Source organism: Bacillus sp. SD127 (genome assembly GCF_058566445.1).
On sequence record NZ_CP191226.1, the window covers coordinates 1,703,971 to 1,720,502 of the forward strand.

Genomic DNA, 16,532 nt, shown 5'->3' on the forward strand with positions numbered 1-16,532 from the left:
GGAAAGAAAATGACTGCAACAATCATCGACGGAAAAGAAACGGCAAAAGAAAAACGCGAACAATTGGCAAAAGAGGTAGAAGAGCTTAAAAAGCAAGGCGTCACTCCCGGCCTGGCGGTTATTTTGATTGGAGATGACCCAGCTTCTCATTCTTACGTGCGGGGAAAGAAAAAAGCAGCAGAAACAATGGGCATGAATTTTAAGCTTGATCAATTCGACAGCAGCCTCACAGAAGCTGAACTGCTTTCGATTATTGACAAATACAATGAAGACCCTGAGTTTCACGGAATTCTCGTTCAGCTTCCGCTTCCAGACCATATTTCTGAAAAAGCGGTGATTGAACGTATTTCTCCTGATAAGGATGTAGACGGTTTTCATCCGTTAAATGTAGGGAAAATGCTGCTTGGCGAAGATACATTTCTTCCTTGCACGCCGCACGGAATTGTTGAGCTTTTGAAGAAAACCAATATTGACCTTTCCGGTAAAGAGGTTGTTGTAGTCGGCCGAAGCAATATTGTCGGTAAACCTGTCGGCCAGCTTTTATTAAATGAAAACGCGACAGTGACATACTGTCATTCAAGAACAAAAGATATATCTGAACATACGAAAAAAGCGGACATCCTGGTGGTGGCGGTCGGTAAAGCCAACTTCATCACTGCTGACCAGATGAAGGAAGGCGCCATCGTTATTGACGTCGGCGTTAACCGTTTGGAAAGCGGAAAGCTTTGCGGAGACGTTGAGTTTGAAGGTGCGAAGGAAAAAGCATCCTTTATTACACCTGTTCCGGGCGGAGTCGGTCCTATGACCATCACGATGCTTGCGCATAATACTGTTAAATCTGCGAAACGTACGTTATCATAGATCTTTGGAGATATTCAGAGACAGGCTAAAACCCTGCCTCTGGATAATGAGCACGATACCCGCTTCTTCAGGCTCCTTAAGCCAGAGCGGGTTTTCTTTAGTTATGGTGCAGGAATGCTTACGAGAGGAGTTTGAGACATGGGTGAAACAGCGTATGTTACTGTCTCAGCGCTGACAAAGTATATAAAACGAAAATTCGATGTAGATCCTCACCTTGAAAATATTTGGATTAAAGGCGAATTATCGAATGTAAAGATACACACGAGAGGCCATATTTACTTCACGTTAAAAGACGAAAACGCCCGGATGCAGTCGGTCATGTTCGCCAGACAGAGCGAGCGTCTTCCTTTTAAACCTGAAAACGGTATGAAAGTGCTGGTGAGAGGCGGAATTTCCGTATACGAACCGAGCGGAAACTATCAATTATATGCAAAAGAAATGCAGCCTGACGGGGTCGGAGCGCTTTATTTAGCGTATGAAGAATTAAAAAAGAAGCTAGCCGGAGAAGGTTTATTTGACGAACGCTACAAAAAACAAATCCCCGCATTTCCAGCCACAATCGGGGTTGTGACATCACCCACAGGTGCTGCTGTCAGAGATGTCATTACAACTCTAAAAAGAAGATATCCCCTTGTAAAAGTCATTGTTCTTCCAGCGCTCGTTCAGGGTGAAAATGCGAGCAGATCAATCGTTAGGCGCATTGAAGAGGCGAATGAAAAACAGGCGTGCGACGTATTAATTGTCGGAAGAGGCGGCGGATCGATTGAGGAACTGTGGGCGTTTAACGAAGAAATCGTAGCGCGTGCGATCTTTGCTTCCAACATACCGATCATTTCGGCAGTCGGGCATGAGACGGATTTTACCATCAGTGATTTTGTTGCGGATATCAGAGCGGCGACACCTACAGGAGCAGCTGAGATTGCAGTGCCCCATACCACTGATTTAATTGAACGGACGAAAACGGCGGAAGTCAGAATGACAAGAGCGATGCAGCAGCATCTCATCCAAAAAAAAGAACGGGTTCAAACACTTCAATCCTCATATGCATTTCGCTTTCCTAAGCGGCTGTTTGAGCAAAAAGAGCAGCAGTTTGACCTTGCATACCAGCAGTTTCAAGCTCAGCTTACCGCGCTGTTGGACCGGAAAAGCAGACAGCTTGAGCGCGAAACATACAGATTAGAGGCGCTGCATCCCCATGAACAGCTGAAACAGGCGAGAAAACGGTATGAGGATCAGACGAATCAGCTGAAAAAAAATATGAATATCCAAATGAAGCAGCTGCATTCTCAGTTTCAAACCGTTCTTGGCAAGCTGAACGCGCTAAGTCCCCTTCAAATTATGGAAAGAGGATACAGCTTGGCTTATAAAGAAGATGAACTCATAAAAAGCGTCAGTCAGATAGAAGAGAAAGACCAGCTTGAGGTAAAGCTGAAGGATGGCGTGCTGACCTGTGAAGTATTAAATAAGAGAGGGGAAGAAAAATGACAGACATGAAAAAAAATGAAAGCATGACGTTTGAAGAAGCGATGAAAGGCTTAGAAAGCATTGTATCAAAGCTTGAAGAAGGCGATGTGCCTCTGGAGCAAGCAATTAACTACTTTCAAGAAGGAATGGCTCTTTCAAAAATGTGCCATGAAAAGCTTCAAAAAGTAGAAAAGCAAATGGACTTCATTTTAAAAGAAGACGGCGAACTGGCACCTTTTAGTGTTCAGGAGGAAGACGAAGGTGACAAATAAATTAGCTAGCTTTCTGGCGGAGCGTAAAAAAGCGGTTGAAAAACAGCTCTTTGTATATACAGAAAACCTTAATATCCCGGATTCATTAAAAAAATCTATGCTGTATTCCCTTGAGGCCGGAGGGAAACGGCTGCGGCCTCTCATCGTGCTGGCGGTTTTGAATGCGTACGGAAAAAGTGAAAAAGACGGTATCCCAGTCGGGTGCGCTGTTGAAATGATTCACACGTATTCATTAATTCATGATGATCTGCCTTGCATGGATGATGATGATCTGCGCCGCGGAAAGCCGACAAACCATAAAGTATTTGGTGAAGCCACGGCTGTTTTAGCGGGAGACGGGCTGCTGACGGAAAGCTTTAAGCTGATTACGTCCCATGTGTCAGACGAAGTATCCGCAGAAAAGCGGCTTCGTCTTGTGAACGAACTGATTTCAGCAGCGGGAACCGAGGGCATGGTCGGGGGGCAGATCGCCGATATGGAAGCAGAAAACCGTCAGGTCACGCTTGAAGAACTTGAATCCATTCATGAACGGAAAACAGCCAAACTGCTCGGTTTTGGCGTCATCGCCGGCGCTATTTTGGCGGATGCGCCTGAGGAAGAAATTGAAACATTGCGCGTCTTCAGCAGCCACATTGGAATCGGTTTTCAAATCAGAGACGACATTTTAGATGTAGAAGGCAGTGAAGAGAAAATCGGCAAACGTGTCGGCTCGGATACAACGAACGACAAATCAACTTATCCGTCACTTCTGTCACTGGAAGGGGCCAAAAAGAAATTGGACGGTCACATAAAAGAAGCAAAGCGCTTGATCGACGGGCTCTCCCTTCAAAAAGACCTTTTGTATGAGCTTTGTGATTTAATTGCGGCAAGAGACCACTAAAACGATCCTTATTTGAAGCGGCTGCACGACATATGGTAGAATGTAAGCAGTTTCGATGAAAATCAAAAGGAAGAGCGCGTTTGTCTTTTTTTATGCCTGAGAAATGATCTGAGTTCAGCTCGGCATTTAAGACATATATCAATGCAGAAATTCATGCTGAAAGTGAGTTGATCCGCTTTGGATCTTTTATCAATACAGGACCCGTCGTTTTTAAAAAACATGTCCATTGATGAATTAGAGAAATTAAGTGATGAGATCCGTCAGTTTCTGATTACGACTTTATCGGCTTCTGGCGGTCACATTGGCCCTAATTTGGGTGTCGTTGAGCTTACCGTTGCATTGCATAAGGAATTTAACAGCCCGAAAGACAAGTTTTTGTGGGATGTAGGCCATCAGTCTTATGTCCATAAGCTGCTGACGGGCCGGGGAAAAGAATTTGAGACCCTTCGTCAGTATAAAGGGCTTTGCGGATTCCCGAAGCGGAGCGAAAGCGAACATGACGTATGGGAAACCGGTCACAGCTCAACTTCCTTGTCAGGTGCGATGGGGATGGCGGCCGCTCGCGATATTAAAGGAACGGATGAGTTTATCATTCCGATTATCGGTGATGGTGCGCTGACCGGCGGAATGGCGCTTGAAGCGCTGAACCATATCGGTGACGAGAAAAAAGACATGATTGTTATCCTCAATGATAATGAAATGAGTATCGCTCCGAATGTCGGTGCTATTCATTCCATGCTCGGACGGCTGCGAACAGCCGGGAAATACCAATGGGTGAAAGATGAGCTTGAATACCTGTTTAAGAAGATTCCGGCTGTTGGGGGCAAGCTTGCCGCCACGGCAGAACGTGTCAAAGACAGCCTGAAGTATATGCTTGTCTCAGGCATGTTTTTCGAGGAACTCGGATTTACTTATTTAGGCCCTGTGGACGGACACTCTTATCATGAGCTGATTGAGAATCTTCAATACGCTAAAAAAACAAAAGGCCCTGTCCTGCTGCATGTGATCACCAAAAAAGGAAAAGGGTACAAACCTGCTGAAACCGATACGACCGGTACGTGGCACGGAACCGGCCCATATAAAATTAATACAGGTGACTTTGTAAAACCAAAAGCCGCAGCGCCTGCATGGAGCAGCCTTGTCAGCGGCACAGTACAGCGAATGGCACGTGAGGACGGGCGAATCGTGGCGATAACACCGGCAATGCCTGTCGGTTCGAAGCTTGAAGGCTTTGCGCAGGAATTTCCTGACCGAATGTTCGATGTCGGAATTGCAGAGCAGCATGCCGCTACAATGGCAGCCGCTATGGCATTACAAGGGATGAAGCCGTTTCTGGCTATCTATTCAACGTTCCTGCAGCGTGCATATGACCAGGTTGTTCATGACATCTGCCGTCAAAACGCCAATGTGTTTATCGGAATTGACCGTGCCGGATTAGTCGGTGCAGATGGCGAGACGCATCAAGGCGTATTTGATATCGCATTTATGCGCCACATTCCAAATATGGTCTTAATGATGCCAAAGGATGAAAATGAAGGGCAGCATATGGTTCATACAGCGCTCAGCTATGACGACGGTCCGATCGCCATGCGTTTTCCGCGCGGAAACGGCCTCGGCGTCAAAATGGATGAACAGCTTAAAACGATCCCAATCGGCACGTGGGAGGTGCTGCGTCCGGGTAGCGACGCGGTCATCTTAACATTTGGAACAACAATTGAAATGGCGCTTGAAGCTGCTGAAGAGCTGCAAAAAGAAGGCCTTTCCGTACGCGTCGTCAACGCGCGATTCATTAAGCCGATTGATGAAAAGATGATGAAGGATATACTAAATGAAGGCTTGCCGATTCTAACGATTGAAGAAGCGGTCTTAGAAGGCGGATTCGGAAGCGCGGTTTTAGAATTCGCTCATGATCAGGGAATGTATCATACGCCGATCGACAGAATGGGCATACCGGATCGATTTATAGAACATGGTAGCGTAACGGCGCTTCTTGAAGAAATAGGATTAACGAAACAGCAGGTGGCAGACCGAATTCGATTGCTGGCACCGCCGAAGACACATAAAGGAATTGGATCATGACGGCTAAGAAAGAACGATTAGATGTATTACTAGTGGAAAGAGGGCTTGCGGAAACGCGGGAAAAAGCGAAACGGGCCATTATGGCAGGGATCGTGTATTCGAATGAAAACCGCTTGGACAAGCCTGGAGAAAAAATTGACCGCGAGCTTCCGTTGACCATCAAAGGAAACCCGCTGAAATATGTGAGCAGAGGCGGCTTAAAGCTTGAAAAAGCGCTGAAAGAATTTCCTGTCTCTGTTCAGGACAAAATTATGATTGATATCGGTTCCTCCACCGGCGGCTTTACAGACTGTGCTCTGCAAAACGGCGCAAAACAGTCGTACGCGGTGGATGTAGGCTATAATCAGCTTGCGTGGAAGCTAAGACAGGACGAACGCGTCGTCGTGATGGAACGCACGAATTTCCGTTATGCGACTCCGGCAGACTTCACAAAAGGCATGCCGGAGTTTGCTACGATTGATGTATCCTTTATTTCACTTCGGCTGATCCTGCCCGTTTTAAAAACATTGCTTGTACCGGGCAGCGATTGTATTGCGCTTGTCAAGCCTCAGTTTGAAGCAGGCCGGGAATCTGTCGGCAAAAAAGGCATTGTCAGAGATCCGAAGGTGCATGCGGATGTTCTGCGGCGTATGATCAGTTTTTCGGCTGGCGAGGGCTATATCTGCAAAGGCCTGTCATTTTCTCCAATTACGGGAGGAGACGGAAATATTGAATTTCTCCTTCATTTGCACTGGCTGGGAGAAGGTCAAGAAGGTGCAGGTTTGCCTGAGGAGGAAATCAGCCGTATAGTGGAAGAAGCACATAAGACGTTAAAAGAAAAAAAAGCAGATGTACCGGAATAATAGGGCGCTATTATTCCTTTTTTCTGCATTCATGTACTTTTTGCGGAGAATCATATACCATATAAGAACAGATAAGCTGGAAATAGAGGTGCTTACATGAACAAAGGCCAGAGGCATATCAAAATCAGAGAAATCATTACAAGCAATGAAATCGAAACCCAAGATGAATTGGTCGACATGCTGAAGCAGGATGGATACAAGGTGACACAAGCCACGGTTTCACGTGATATTAAAGAGCTTCACCTTGTGAAGGTGCCGACAAATAACGGCTCATATAAATACAGTCTACCGGCGGACCAGCGTTTCAATCCGCTGTCTAAGCTGAAACGGTCACTGATGGATGCTTTTGTGAAAATAGACTCAGCAAGCCATATGATTGTGCTGAAAACCATGCCGGGCAATGCCCAGGCAATCGGAGCGCTTATGGACAATCTGGACTGGGACGAAATTATGGGGACCATTTGCGGAGATGACACCATTTTAATTATTTGCCGGACTCCTGAAGATACCGACGGCGTAAAAAGCCGGCTCCTAGAGCTGCTGTAAAGGAAATCTAACAAAGATAAGAGGTGTAATGCTGTTTGTTAGCTGAATTATCGATTAAAAACTTTGCCATTATTGAGGAACTGACGGTTTCTTTTGAACGCGGGCTTACGGTTTTAACAGGAGAAACCGGAGCCGGCAAATCCATCATCATAGATGCCATTTCACTTTTGGTCGGTGGCCGCGGTTCATCTGAATTTGTCAGATATGGAGAAACAAAAGCCGAGCTTGAAGGGCTGTTTCTGTTAGATAGCGGCCATCCCGTTTTTGACGTTTGTGCTGAACAGGGGATTGACGTTTCAGATGAAATGATCGTCATGAGAAGGGATATCAGCACGAACGGAAAAAGCGTATGCCGGGTTAATGGCAAACTTGTAACGATTGCGTCGCTTAGAGAAATCGGCAGGCTTTTATTAGATATTCACGGGCAGCACGATAACCAGCTGTTAATGGAGGACGAAAACCATCTTCAGCTTTTGGACAAGTTTGCGGGAGCCGAAGTGGAAAGCGCACTTCAAGCGTATCAGGAAGGCTATCAGCGATATATGAAGCTGCTTAAAAAGTTGAAGCAGCTTTCTGAAAGTGAGCAGGAAATGGCACACCGGCTTGATCTGATTCAATTTCAGCTGGAAGAAATCGAATCAGCAAAGCTTGAACTGAACGAAGATGAGCAGCTGCAAGAAGAGCGCCAGCAAATTTCGAATTTTGAGAAAATATTTGAATCACTGCAAAATGCTTATAACGCGCTGCGCAGCGAGCAGGGCGGTCTGGACTGGGTCGGAATGGCGTCGTCTCAGCTTGAAGATTTATCCGATATTAACGAACCGCTGCAAAAACTTTCTGAGAGTGTTTCGAACTCCTACTACCTTTTAGAGGACGCTACATTTCAGATGAGAAATATGCTGGATGAGCTTGAATATGACCCGGAGCGCTTGAATTTTATTGAGACGCGTCTTAATGAGATCAAGCAGCTGAAGCGGAAATACGGGGCAACCGTTGAGGATATTTTAGAATATGCTTCTAAAATTGAAGAAGAGATTGATCAAATTGAAAACAGAGACAGCCATCTGCAAAGCCTGAAGCAGGAGCTGGATTCGGTTGGTAAAGATGTTGCAGTGGAAGCGGCAAACGTTTCCCGAATCCGAAAAACGTGGGCGAAAAAGCTGGCTGAGGAAATCCATCGTGAACTGAAAAGCTTATATATGGAAAAGTCGACTTTCGATACGGAGTTTAAGGTCAGAACGGCGACCCGCGGTGAGGAAGCGCCGGTCGTAAACGGACAGCCTGTTCAGCTCACTGAACAAGGGATTGATCTGGTGAAGTTTTTAATTTCCACCAATACGGGCGAGCCGCTGAAATCTCTTTCTAAAGTCGCTTCCGGCGGAGAGCTGTCGAGGGTCATGCTTGCCATTAAAAGCATTTTTTCCTCACAGCAGGACGTTACCTCGATTATATTTGACGAGGTAGATACAGGCGTAAGCGGCAGGGTCGCTCAGGCTATTGCTGAAAAGATTCACAAAGTATCGATGGGATCACAAGTGCTATGCATTACGCACCTGCCTCAGGTAGCAGCCATGGCCGATACCCATCTTTACATTGCGAAAGAATTAAAAGACGGAAGAACGACGACGCGTGTAAAGCCGCTGACTAAACAAGAGAAGGTGACGGAAATCGGACGCATGATAGCAGGAGTCGAAGTCACAGACTTGACGAAACGCCATGCGAAAGAGCTGTTAAAACAAGCGGATCAAGTCAAAACAACTGGGTAAGCTGCGCGATATGCGCAGCTTATTTTTTTGTATACACATCCATTCGTTCATCAGTATATCCAATGTTTTTCTTTATAAGACAGTTATAAATAAGGGCTGAGAAGGCAAAAGTAATGATGTAGCAGCAATTCATAAAGAAGGTGTGGGGTAGGAGCGAGGAGAGTGAAGTAGTGAATGCCGGATAACATCAGAAAAGCAATAGGTTTAATTCTCCTTGTTTCGTTATTAAGTGTAGGTTTATGCAAACCATTAAAAGAGTATTTACTGATTCCAACGCAAATGAGAGTATTTGAAACCCAAACACAAGCCATTGAAACGAGTTTATCGGTAAACGCCCAGGAAAAATCATCAGAAGCGTTTACAGTTGAGAAAGACCCGCATGAAATCAAAGTCACAGGCAAAAAATCAGGCCAGTCAGAATTAGTATATGATCTTGCCGGATTTCCAATCAAAAAAACAAAAGTGCAAGTTCTTCCGGATTTAAAAGTCATACCGGGCGGGCAATCCATCGGTGTCAAACTTCATTCCGTGGGAGTCCTTGTCGTCGGATTTCATCAAATTAACACAAGCGAAGGGAAAAAATCCCCTGGTGAATCGGCAGGTATTACAGCAGGCGACATTATTATTGAGATGAATGGACAGAAAATTGAAAAAATGAATGATGTTGCCCCGTTTATTCAAAAGGCGGGAAACACCGGAGAGTCACTTGATTTGCTGATCAAACGTGATAAACAGAAGATCAAAACAAAGCTGATTCCTCAAAAGGATGAAGCTGAAGGCAAATACCGAATCGGTTTATATATCAGGGATTCTGCCGCGGGCATCGGCACGATGACTTTTTATGAGCCGAAAACAAAAAAATACGGAGCGCTTGGCCACGTGATCTCCGATATGGATACGAAAAAACCAATCGTCGTGGAAGATGGAGAAATTGTCAAATCGACTGTGACATCAATTGAAAAAGGGACAGGCGGAAATCCTGGAGAAAAACTGGCGCGATTTTCCTCTGAACGCAAAACGATCGGGGACATTAACAGAAACAGCCCATTTGGAATCTTCGGCACGTTACATCAGCCGATTAAAAACAAAATATCAGATAAGGCGCTGCCGGTTGCCTTTTCAAATGAAGTGAAAAAAGGCCCTGCGGAAATCTTAACGGTCATTGATGATGATAAAGTAGAAAAATTTGATATCGAAATCGTCAGCACGACACCGCAAAAATTTCCGGCTACAAAAGGAATGGTCTTAAAAATTACCGATCCGAGACTGCTGAAGGAAACAGGCGGCATTGTACAAGGCATGAGCGGGAGCCCAATCATTCAAAATGGAAAGGTCGTCGGCGCTGTCACCCATGTGTTTGTCAACGACCCGACAAGCGGTTACGGTGTGCATATTGAATGGATGCTGTCTGAAGCAGGAATCGATATTTACGGAAAAGAAAAAGCAAGCTGACTGCCGGATCTCCGGCAGTTTTTTTGCTTTTCTCCCTCTTCACTTCTCATCATACATACGTTAAAATGAACAAAAGAAGATTTTTCGACAAATTCACGTTTCCTTATTTGTCAAATTTCATTTTTAGTCGAAAAATAGAGAAAAACATAGAATAACGAAGATATGCCACTATTATTGTTAGTTATGATTTTTTTTAGAGGGTATATAGCGGTTTTGTCGAATGTAAACATGTAGCAAGGTGGAATCCTGTTAACTACATTTGGGGAGGAAGAAACGTGGAGAAAATTAAAGTTTGTGTTGCCGACGATAATCGAGAGCTGGTAAGCCTGTTGAGTGAATATATAGAAGGACAGGAAGACATGGAAGTCATCGGAGTTGCGTATAACGGACAGGAATGCCTGTCGCTATTTAAAGAAAAAGATCCGGATGTGCTCGTCTTGGATATTATTATGCCGCATTTGGACGGACTTGCTGTTTTAGAGCGACTGAGAGAATCCGATCTGAAAAAACAGCCAAACGTCATCATGCTGACAGCCTTCGGGCAGGAAGATGTCACGAAAAAGGCCGTCGATTTAGGAGCGTCCTACTTTATTCTCAAACCGTTTGATATGGAAAACCTTGTCGGCCATATTCGCCAGGTCAGCGGAAATGCCAGCAGTGTGACGCATCGCGCGCCGTCATCACAAAGCAGCATTATACGCAGCAGCCAGCCTGAACCAAAAAGGAAAAATCTCGACGCGAGCATCACAAGCATTATCCATGAAATCGGCGTCCCTGCACATATTAAAGGCTATCTCTATCTGCGTGAAGCGATCTCAATGGTGTACAACGACATCGAACTGCTCGGCAGTATTACAAAAGTCCTCTATCCGGACATCGCCAAAAAATTCAACACAACCGCTAGCCGTGTAGAAAGAGCGATCCGCCACGCGATTGAAGTGGCATGGAGCAGAGGGAATATTGATTCCATTTCCTCCTTGTTCGGCTATACAGTCAGCATGACGAAGGCAAAACCTACAAATTCAGAGTTCATTGCGATGGTTGCGGATAAGCTGAGATTAGAGCATAAGGCTTCTTAAGCATGATCAGCAAAAGCACTTAAATCAAACGTCTTTTATTTATTGGTTTCCGCTGATAAATAGGAGGCGTTTTGTTTTTGGATAAATCTGTTATAATGAATGTGGTAGATGGGTGAATATTTGTTTATACGCTTGGAGTGATCGAAAATGTGTGAAAAGTACGGGCTGCTGATGGCTATATTTATCCTTTCGCTTTGTGTCAATTCAAACATCATCGTGGAGTCACACAAAATAGGTATGCTGATTGACTTCATTTCATTTGCTGCAATGGTCGTATGTATATTCGTTGGTTGGACCATGAGAAACAGAAAGTCAAAAACGGATTGAAACCTTTTCCACTGTATGTTCGTAGTAAAAAGAGCAATTGAGGTATAAAGGAGACATATCATGAAAAAGAGAAAACATGACGGACTGCTGTTCGATTTTCTAACCGAAGGAATTGGTCAGCTTCTCATTTTGCCATTTAAATATGTGCACAAACTATTCGATTGACGAAAAGGACCCTTTCCTAAGGGTCTTTTTTTATCAAAAAGACTGCCGAAACATTCCGGCAGTCACATCAAATTAATCTTTATAAGGAACCCATCCAGGTGTGTTCACAATTGCTTGCCATAGCGGCTCAGGCAAGTGATATTTTTCTTTGTCTGTCCCTTTTATCACAGTTTCAATTTGTTTTTCGCGTCCTTCTTTTACTTTTACAGCCCAATCAGGATCAACTAAAATTTCACGCCCCATCGCCACCAGCGGAATACCGTTTTCAATCACAGCAAGCGCGTCATCAGCAGAATGGATGGAACCAACAGCAATCAGAGGCACCTTGTGTCCGACACGTTCATTCAATAAGTCCATGCGCGTACGTGTCGGGTCTGCCCCGCGGCGCGCTTTGGAGTTGACGTCCATCAATGAAATATGGAGGTAATCCAGTTCTTTTTCTACTAAGGCATCAACAAGCGTGAAGGTTTCTGTCATTGTCAGTCCCGGTGTATCTGGCTCTTCCGGAGACAGGCGGTAGCCGACTAAAAATGCACCTTTCGCGTGATCGGCAATTGCTTGTTTCACCTCATCCACAATAGCAAGCGGGAAGGCTAATCGTTTCTCATCGCTTCCTCCCCAGCGGTCTGTGCGCTGATTTGTTTTTGGGGAATAAAACTGCTGAATTAAGTAGCCGTTTGCACCGTGAATTTCGACACCGTCAAAGCCGGCTTCAATGGCGCGTCTTGTCGCTTCTCCAAAAGCTTTCACAATGTTTTCAACCTCTGCTTCTGTTAAGGCGCGAGCCATTTGTTTGCCGTTATCAGACACGTCACTTGGCGCGACAACATCCTGATTCGGAACGAGCTCAGCAGGGCATTCAATTCCGCCGTGATGAATTTGCACAATCGCTTTTGACCCTTGTGCTTGAATGGCTTGCGCTAATCTTTTTAGCCCGGCAATATGTGAGTCGTCATGGATGGCTGGCTGTCCGGGAAATGCTTTTCCATCAGGTGTGACGTTTGCGCATGCTGTAATCACCATTCCCATTTCTTTTGATCGGGGGATGATATAGTCCAGCTCCGCTTCAGAAATCGTGCCGTCCTCATTGGAAGAATAATGGGTCATTGGGGCAACCGCGATCCGGTTGTCAATCGTAACGCCGCTTCGAAATGTAAATGATTCAAAGAGCGGTTTGTACTTTGGATTCATAAGATCATCTTCTTTCGTTTGGATTCGCACATATTCTAGCCTATATGTAAAATTTGATGCAATCAATCTGCTTCACCGGCTGAATATCTTGAGTGCCGAATGTGGTTTTCTTCGCTCTTTTTCGGGGCTTTTGTAGCCGCCTTTGATTTGATGGCCAATGGAGCAAGTGATGACCGCCGCGGCTAGCAGCAGAACGAATTTTTTCATGAGCTGTAACTTCTTTCTGTAAAGTAAATATTCTTTAAAAGCTTACGCCTGCCCAACCCTTCCGTCAAACCATCTGCTCATCGTATTCATCAATTTTTTTAAAAATGAATATAAAGTTGCTTCTTTCAGCTAATTTTTTCTAAAATGCTGCTCTTTTAGAGACATCCTCATAGACAGATCCGCTTGCTTTCTTTCTAACAACAGGAAATCAGCAGGTCAGATAGCCCTTTTGAAAATCATGGAAATGTTGTGCCGGCTTTTGTGCAAGCTTTACAAATCCGCCATTCTGGTCAAAGATAAAAGCCAAACATCAGGAAGAGGTGATCATGTGAAACAAGCTGGTCTATTTCTGTTTACTGTACTGCTGCTTTCCGGATGCAGTATTGCAAGCGCGGATGAATCAGCCCCGAGGTTTACAGAAGAGGGCAAATACATCGGCTCGGCCGATCCTCATACAATCGCTGTTTCCCTTAACGGAGAAGAAACCATGATACAAGTTCCAAGAGACAAGCGCGATGATTGTGAGGATCTGCCAGATCACACAAATGTCCAGGTGAAATATATAAAAAAAGAGAACGGAACCTTACAGCTGGAAGATATTCAGCAAAAGAATTCGTAATGACAGACCGGAGGGAGAAACGTTGAGAATGTTATGGAGGAGTTTAGCGATATGCGGATTGGCTTTTATGCTCGCACCCTGTGCGCAAGCGGCAGAGCCGGTAGCAGGGAAGACGGTATATATTGATGCCGGCCATGGCGGCAAAGACAGCGGGGCAGTCGGAAACGGGCTCTTAGAGAAAAATATTAATTTGGCTGTCTCCCGTCATGTTGTGGACAAGCTGAAAGCGGAAGGAGCGAATCCTATCGCTACAAGGACAGATGATCATTTTCTGACCTTGGAGGAAAGAGTGGCAAAAGCAAGTGCAAACCATGCCGATCTTTTTGTCAGTATTCATGTGAATTCGGGCGTTTCCTCCGCTTCAGGCACGGAAACGTACTTTCAGTCTGATTATGAAGCGGAAAACAGTCAGCGGCTGGCATCGGATATTCAGTCAGAGCTGGTATCATCCTTGCAAACAAGAGACAGGGGTGTGAAAGAATCAGATTTTTATGTCATTACATATTCACAAATGCCGAGCGTGCTGGCTGAGCTTGGATTTATTACAAACAGCTCTGATGCGGACAAGCTTGGGAGTGAAGTATATCAGGAAAAAGCTGCAGACGCGATTGTCGCGGGGATCGATTCTTATTACGCGCAATAGTCTGAGTACAAGAAACCTTAATTCTAGAGTGACAAGGCCAAAATCAGTATAATGGAGAAAACGGGCAACTTTAGGCTTGAGGTGAAACAATGACAAAGATTTTTGCGCATCGGGGGGCATCAGGTCATTATCCCGAAAATACAATGATTGCATTTGAAAAAGGGATTGAAAACGGAGCGGATGGTATCGAGCTTGATGTTCAGCTGACAAAAGACGGACGTATTGTCGTTATTCATGATGAAAGGCTCGACCGGACGACATCCTTAAAAGGTTTCGTAAAGGACACGGTGTACGATGTCTTGAAATCCGCGGATGCGGCTGCCGGTCATCATCAAACAGTCGGCGATGTAAGGGTGCCGCTGCTTGAAGACGTGCTCTCGTGGGCTGAAAAAAAGGATTTTCTGATTAACATTGAATTGAAAAATAGCGTGATCCGCTATGAAGGAATGGAAGAAAAAGTGCTTGAGGCAGTAAAGCGATTTAAAATAGAAGAAAGAACGATTCTGTCCGCATTTAATCATGAAAGCTTAGCGTTATGCGGCCGGCTGGCACCCCATATTGAGCGGGCGGTACTAACCTCAGATGTGCTTTATCAGGCTGATCAATATGTAAAATCTATTCCGGCAGCCGGCTACCACCCAAAGCTGCATAGCCCGGCGGTAACGGATGAAATGCTGGAGCAAATGCGGAACAGTTCGATTAAGGTAAGGCCTTTTACAGTCAATCGGCTAGACGATATGGAGTATTTGATGAAAATGAGAGCAGACGGCATTTTCACAGATTTTCCTGAGCGGGCTGCTGCCATCGCTAAGAAATTGAATAGAAGAAATTAGTTTTCAAGAAGGCTGCCGGTGCAGCCTTCTTTTTCATTCATTCATACCTGTTTCAAAGCATACATTCATAGAAGACACCCAGAAATGTAAGCGCTGTCTATCTTTTGATTTGAGGTGAAACCATGAGGAAAACAGTCATTGTAAGTGCCGCAAGAACCCCGTTTGGCAAATTTGGAGGTGCGTTAAAAGAAGTAAAAGCTGCTGAACTCGGGGGCGCTGCTATGAAAGAGGCGTTAAAGCGTGCCGGAGTCTCTGGAGATCAGGCGGAAGGCGCCATCATGGGTATGGTTGTCCAAGCCGGTGCGGGCCAGATACCTTCCCGGCAAGCTGCCCGTATAGCCGGACTGCCTTGGAGTGTGCCATCGGAAACGCTGAATAAAGTTTGTGCCTCCGGCCTTCGCGCTGTCACTCTATGTGACCAAATGATTCGGGCGCATGATGCGGACATTCTTGTTGCCGGAGGCATGGAGAGCATGAGCAATATTCCGTATGCTGTTCCCGCTGGCCGCTGGGGCGCGCGGATGGGTAACGGTGAGCTAAGGGATTTAATGGTTTATGACGGATTAATGTGCGCTTTTGATGAAGTGCACATGGCCGTTCACGGAAATACGGCGGCCAAGGAATATGGAATTTCACGTAAAGAGCAGGATGAATGGGCCCTTCGAAGCCACAAGCGGTCGGCCGAGGCGGCCGATGAAGGAAAGTTTGATGAAGAAATTGTTCCTGTCAGCTGGCTTGGCCGGAAAGGAAAAACAAACATTGTTGACAAAGATGAAGCGATTCGCCGCGATACCACTCTCGATCAGCTTGCGAAACTATCTCCGATATACTCGAGTGACGGATCCATTACAGCCGGCAATGCGCCGGGCGTCAACGACGGAGCGGGAGCATTTGTATTAATGTCTGAGGAAAAAGCCGCTGAACTTGGAAAGCGTCCTCTTGCAACCATTCTTGGTTTTTCAACAGCCGGAATGCAAGCGCATGAGCTTGCGGCTGCTCCGGGATACGCAATAAACAAGCTGCTGAAAAAGACCGGCTTTACCTTACAGGATATTGACCTTTTTGAAGTCAATGAAGCATTTGCTTCTGTTGTATTAACATGTGAAAAAATCGTCGGGTTTGATCTTGAAAAAGTAAACGTGAATGGCGGAGCGATTGCGCTGGGCCACCCGATCGGCGCTAGCGGTGCGAGAATTTTGATGACACTTGTGTACGAATTAAAGCGCCGGGGAGGCGGACTGGGTATTGCTGCTATTTGCAGCGGGGCGGCTCAGGGAGACGCTGTGTTGGTTCAAGTTCATTAAAA

Annotated in this window: 17 protein-coding genes; 15 read left to right on the forward strand and 2 right to left on the reverse strand. The window is 45.5% G+C overall.

All coding sequences use genetic code 11. From position 1 onward, the window contains the following. Nucleotides 1-9: 9 nt before the first annotated feature. The 11 genes from folD to ACQVGS_RS08915 all read left to right on the forward strand — a co-directional run bounded on the left by folD (nt 10) and on the right by ACQVGS_RS08915 (nt 11,568). Nucleotides 10-861, forward strand: coding sequence for a bifunctional methylenetetrahydrofolate dehydrogenase/methenyltetrahydrofolate cyclohydrolase FolD (folD, locus tag ACQVGS_RS08865; RefSeq protein WP_024122012.1), 852 nt, complete (start codon nt 10-12; stop codon nt 859-861). Nucleotides 862-999: 138 nt separating this feature from the next. Then, on the forward strand, nt 1,000-2,346 hold the full coding sequence (gene xseA, locus ACQVGS_RS08870) for an exodeoxyribonuclease VII large subunit (protein WP_024122011.1): 1,347 nt from the start codon (nt 1,000-1,002) through the stop codon (nt 2,344-2,346). After that, nucleotides 2,343-2,597, forward strand: a complete 255-nt coding sequence (locus tag ACQVGS_RS08875; RefSeq protein WP_024122010.1) for an exodeoxyribonuclease VII small subunit — start codon at nt 2,343-2,345, stop codon at nt 2,595-2,597. The genes xseA and ACQVGS_RS08875 overlap by 4 nt, the downstream gene beginning before the upstream one ends. Further along, complete coding sequence (locus tag ACQVGS_RS08880; RefSeq protein ID WP_101861024.1) at nt 2,587-3,477, forward strand: polyprenyl synthetase family protein; 891 nt, start codon at nt 2,587-2,589, stop codon at nt 3,475-3,477. The genes ACQVGS_RS08875 and ACQVGS_RS08880 overlap by 11 nt, the downstream gene beginning before the upstream one ends. A gap of 177 nt (nt 3,478-3,654) precedes the next feature. Next, the gene (dxs, locus tag ACQVGS_RS08885) at nt 3,655-5,556 is read left to right on the forward strand and encodes a 1-deoxy-D-xylulose-5-phosphate synthase (RefSeq protein WP_024122007.1); all 1,902 of its coding nucleotides are present in this window, start codon (nt 3,655-3,657) and stop codon (nt 5,554-5,556) included. After that, entirely contained in the window at nt 5,553-6,398 is an 846-nt protein-coding gene (locus ACQVGS_RS08890) for a TlyA family RNA methyltransferase (protein WP_024122006.1), read from the forward strand. The genes dxs and ACQVGS_RS08890 overlap by 4 nt, the downstream gene beginning before the upstream one ends. A 96-nt stretch (nt 6,399-6,494) precedes the next feature. After that, nucleotides 6,495-6,944, forward strand: coding sequence for an arginine repressor ArgR (gene argR, locus ACQVGS_RS08895; RefSeq protein ID WP_010334883.1), 450 nt, complete (start codon nt 6,495-6,497; stop codon nt 6,942-6,944). A gap of 35 nt (nt 6,945-6,979) precedes the next feature. Next, the gene (gene recN, locus ACQVGS_RS08900; protein WP_069487198.1) at nt 6,980-8,710 is read left to right on the forward strand and encodes a DNA repair protein RecN; all 1,731 of its coding nucleotides are present in this window, start codon (nt 6,980-6,982) and stop codon (nt 8,708-8,710) included. A gap of 174 nt (nt 8,711-8,884) precedes the next feature. Then, complete coding sequence (gene spoIVB, locus ACQVGS_RS08905) at nt 8,885-10,162, forward strand: SpoIVB peptidase (protein ID WP_024122004.1); 1,278 nt, start codon at nt 8,885-8,887, stop codon at nt 10,160-10,162. Nucleotides 10,163-10,437: 275 nt separating this feature from the next. Beyond that, a complete protein-coding gene (gene spo0A / locus ACQVGS_RS08910) occupies nt 10,438-11,241 on the forward strand; it encodes a sporulation transcription factor Spo0A (protein ID WP_010334880.1) in 804 nt (267 codons plus the stop codon). A 147-nt stretch (nt 11,242-11,388) separates the two neighbouring features. Then, nucleotides 11,389-11,568: a hypothetical protein gene (locus ACQVGS_RS08915; RefSeq protein WP_024122003.1), complete on the forward strand. Its 180-nt coding sequence runs from the start codon at nt 11,389-11,391 to the stop codon at nt 11,566-11,568. A 237-nt stretch (nt 11,569-11,805) separates the two neighbouring features. On the opposite strand, the gene ACQVGS_RS08920 is transcribed toward ACQVGS_RS08915, so the two are convergent. Both ACQVGS_RS08920 and ACQVGS_RS08925 read right to left on the reverse strand, forming a co-directional pair. Beyond that, on the reverse strand, nt 11,806-12,924 hold the full coding sequence (locus ACQVGS_RS08920) for an NADH-dependent flavin oxidoreductase (protein ID WP_127696780.1): 1,119 nt from the start codon (nt 12,922-12,924) through the stop codon (nt 11,806-11,808). Between the two features lie 72 nt (nt 12,925-12,996). Continuing rightward, on the reverse strand, nt 12,997-13,131 hold the full coding sequence (locus ACQVGS_RS08925) for a hypothetical protein (protein WP_024122000.1): 135 nt from the start codon (nt 13,129-13,131) through the stop codon (nt 12,997-12,999). A 328-nt stretch (nt 13,132-13,459) separates the two neighbouring features. Here ACQVGS_RS08925 and yqiH point away from each other — a divergent pair, with 328 nt between their 5' ends. The 4 genes from yqiH (at nt 13,460) to ACQVGS_RS08945 (ending at nt 16,530) form a co-directional block, all read left to right on the forward strand. Then, nucleotides 13,460-13,750: a lipoprotein YqiH gene (gene yqiH, locus ACQVGS_RS08930; protein ID WP_024121999.1), complete on the forward strand. Its 291-nt coding sequence runs from the start codon at nt 13,460-13,462 to the stop codon at nt 13,748-13,750. 22 nt (nt 13,751-13,772) lie between these two features. Continuing rightward, a complete protein-coding gene (locus ACQVGS_RS08935) occupies nt 13,773-14,393 on the forward strand; it encodes an N-acetylmuramoyl-L-alanine amidase family protein (protein ID WP_095713255.1) in 621 nt (206 codons plus the stop codon). Nucleotides 14,394-14,482: 89 nt separating this feature from the next. Next, entirely contained in the window at nt 14,483-15,226 is a 744-nt protein-coding gene (locus tag ACQVGS_RS08940; RefSeq protein ID WP_400153494.1) for a glycerophosphodiester phosphodiesterase, read from the forward strand. 122 nt (nt 15,227-15,348) lie between these two features. Next, a complete protein-coding gene (locus ACQVGS_RS08945) occupies nt 15,349-16,530 on the forward strand; it encodes an acetyl-CoA C-acetyltransferase (protein ID WP_400153495.1) in 1,182 nt (393 codons plus the stop codon). Nucleotides 16,531-16,532 lie beyond the last annotated feature (2 nt).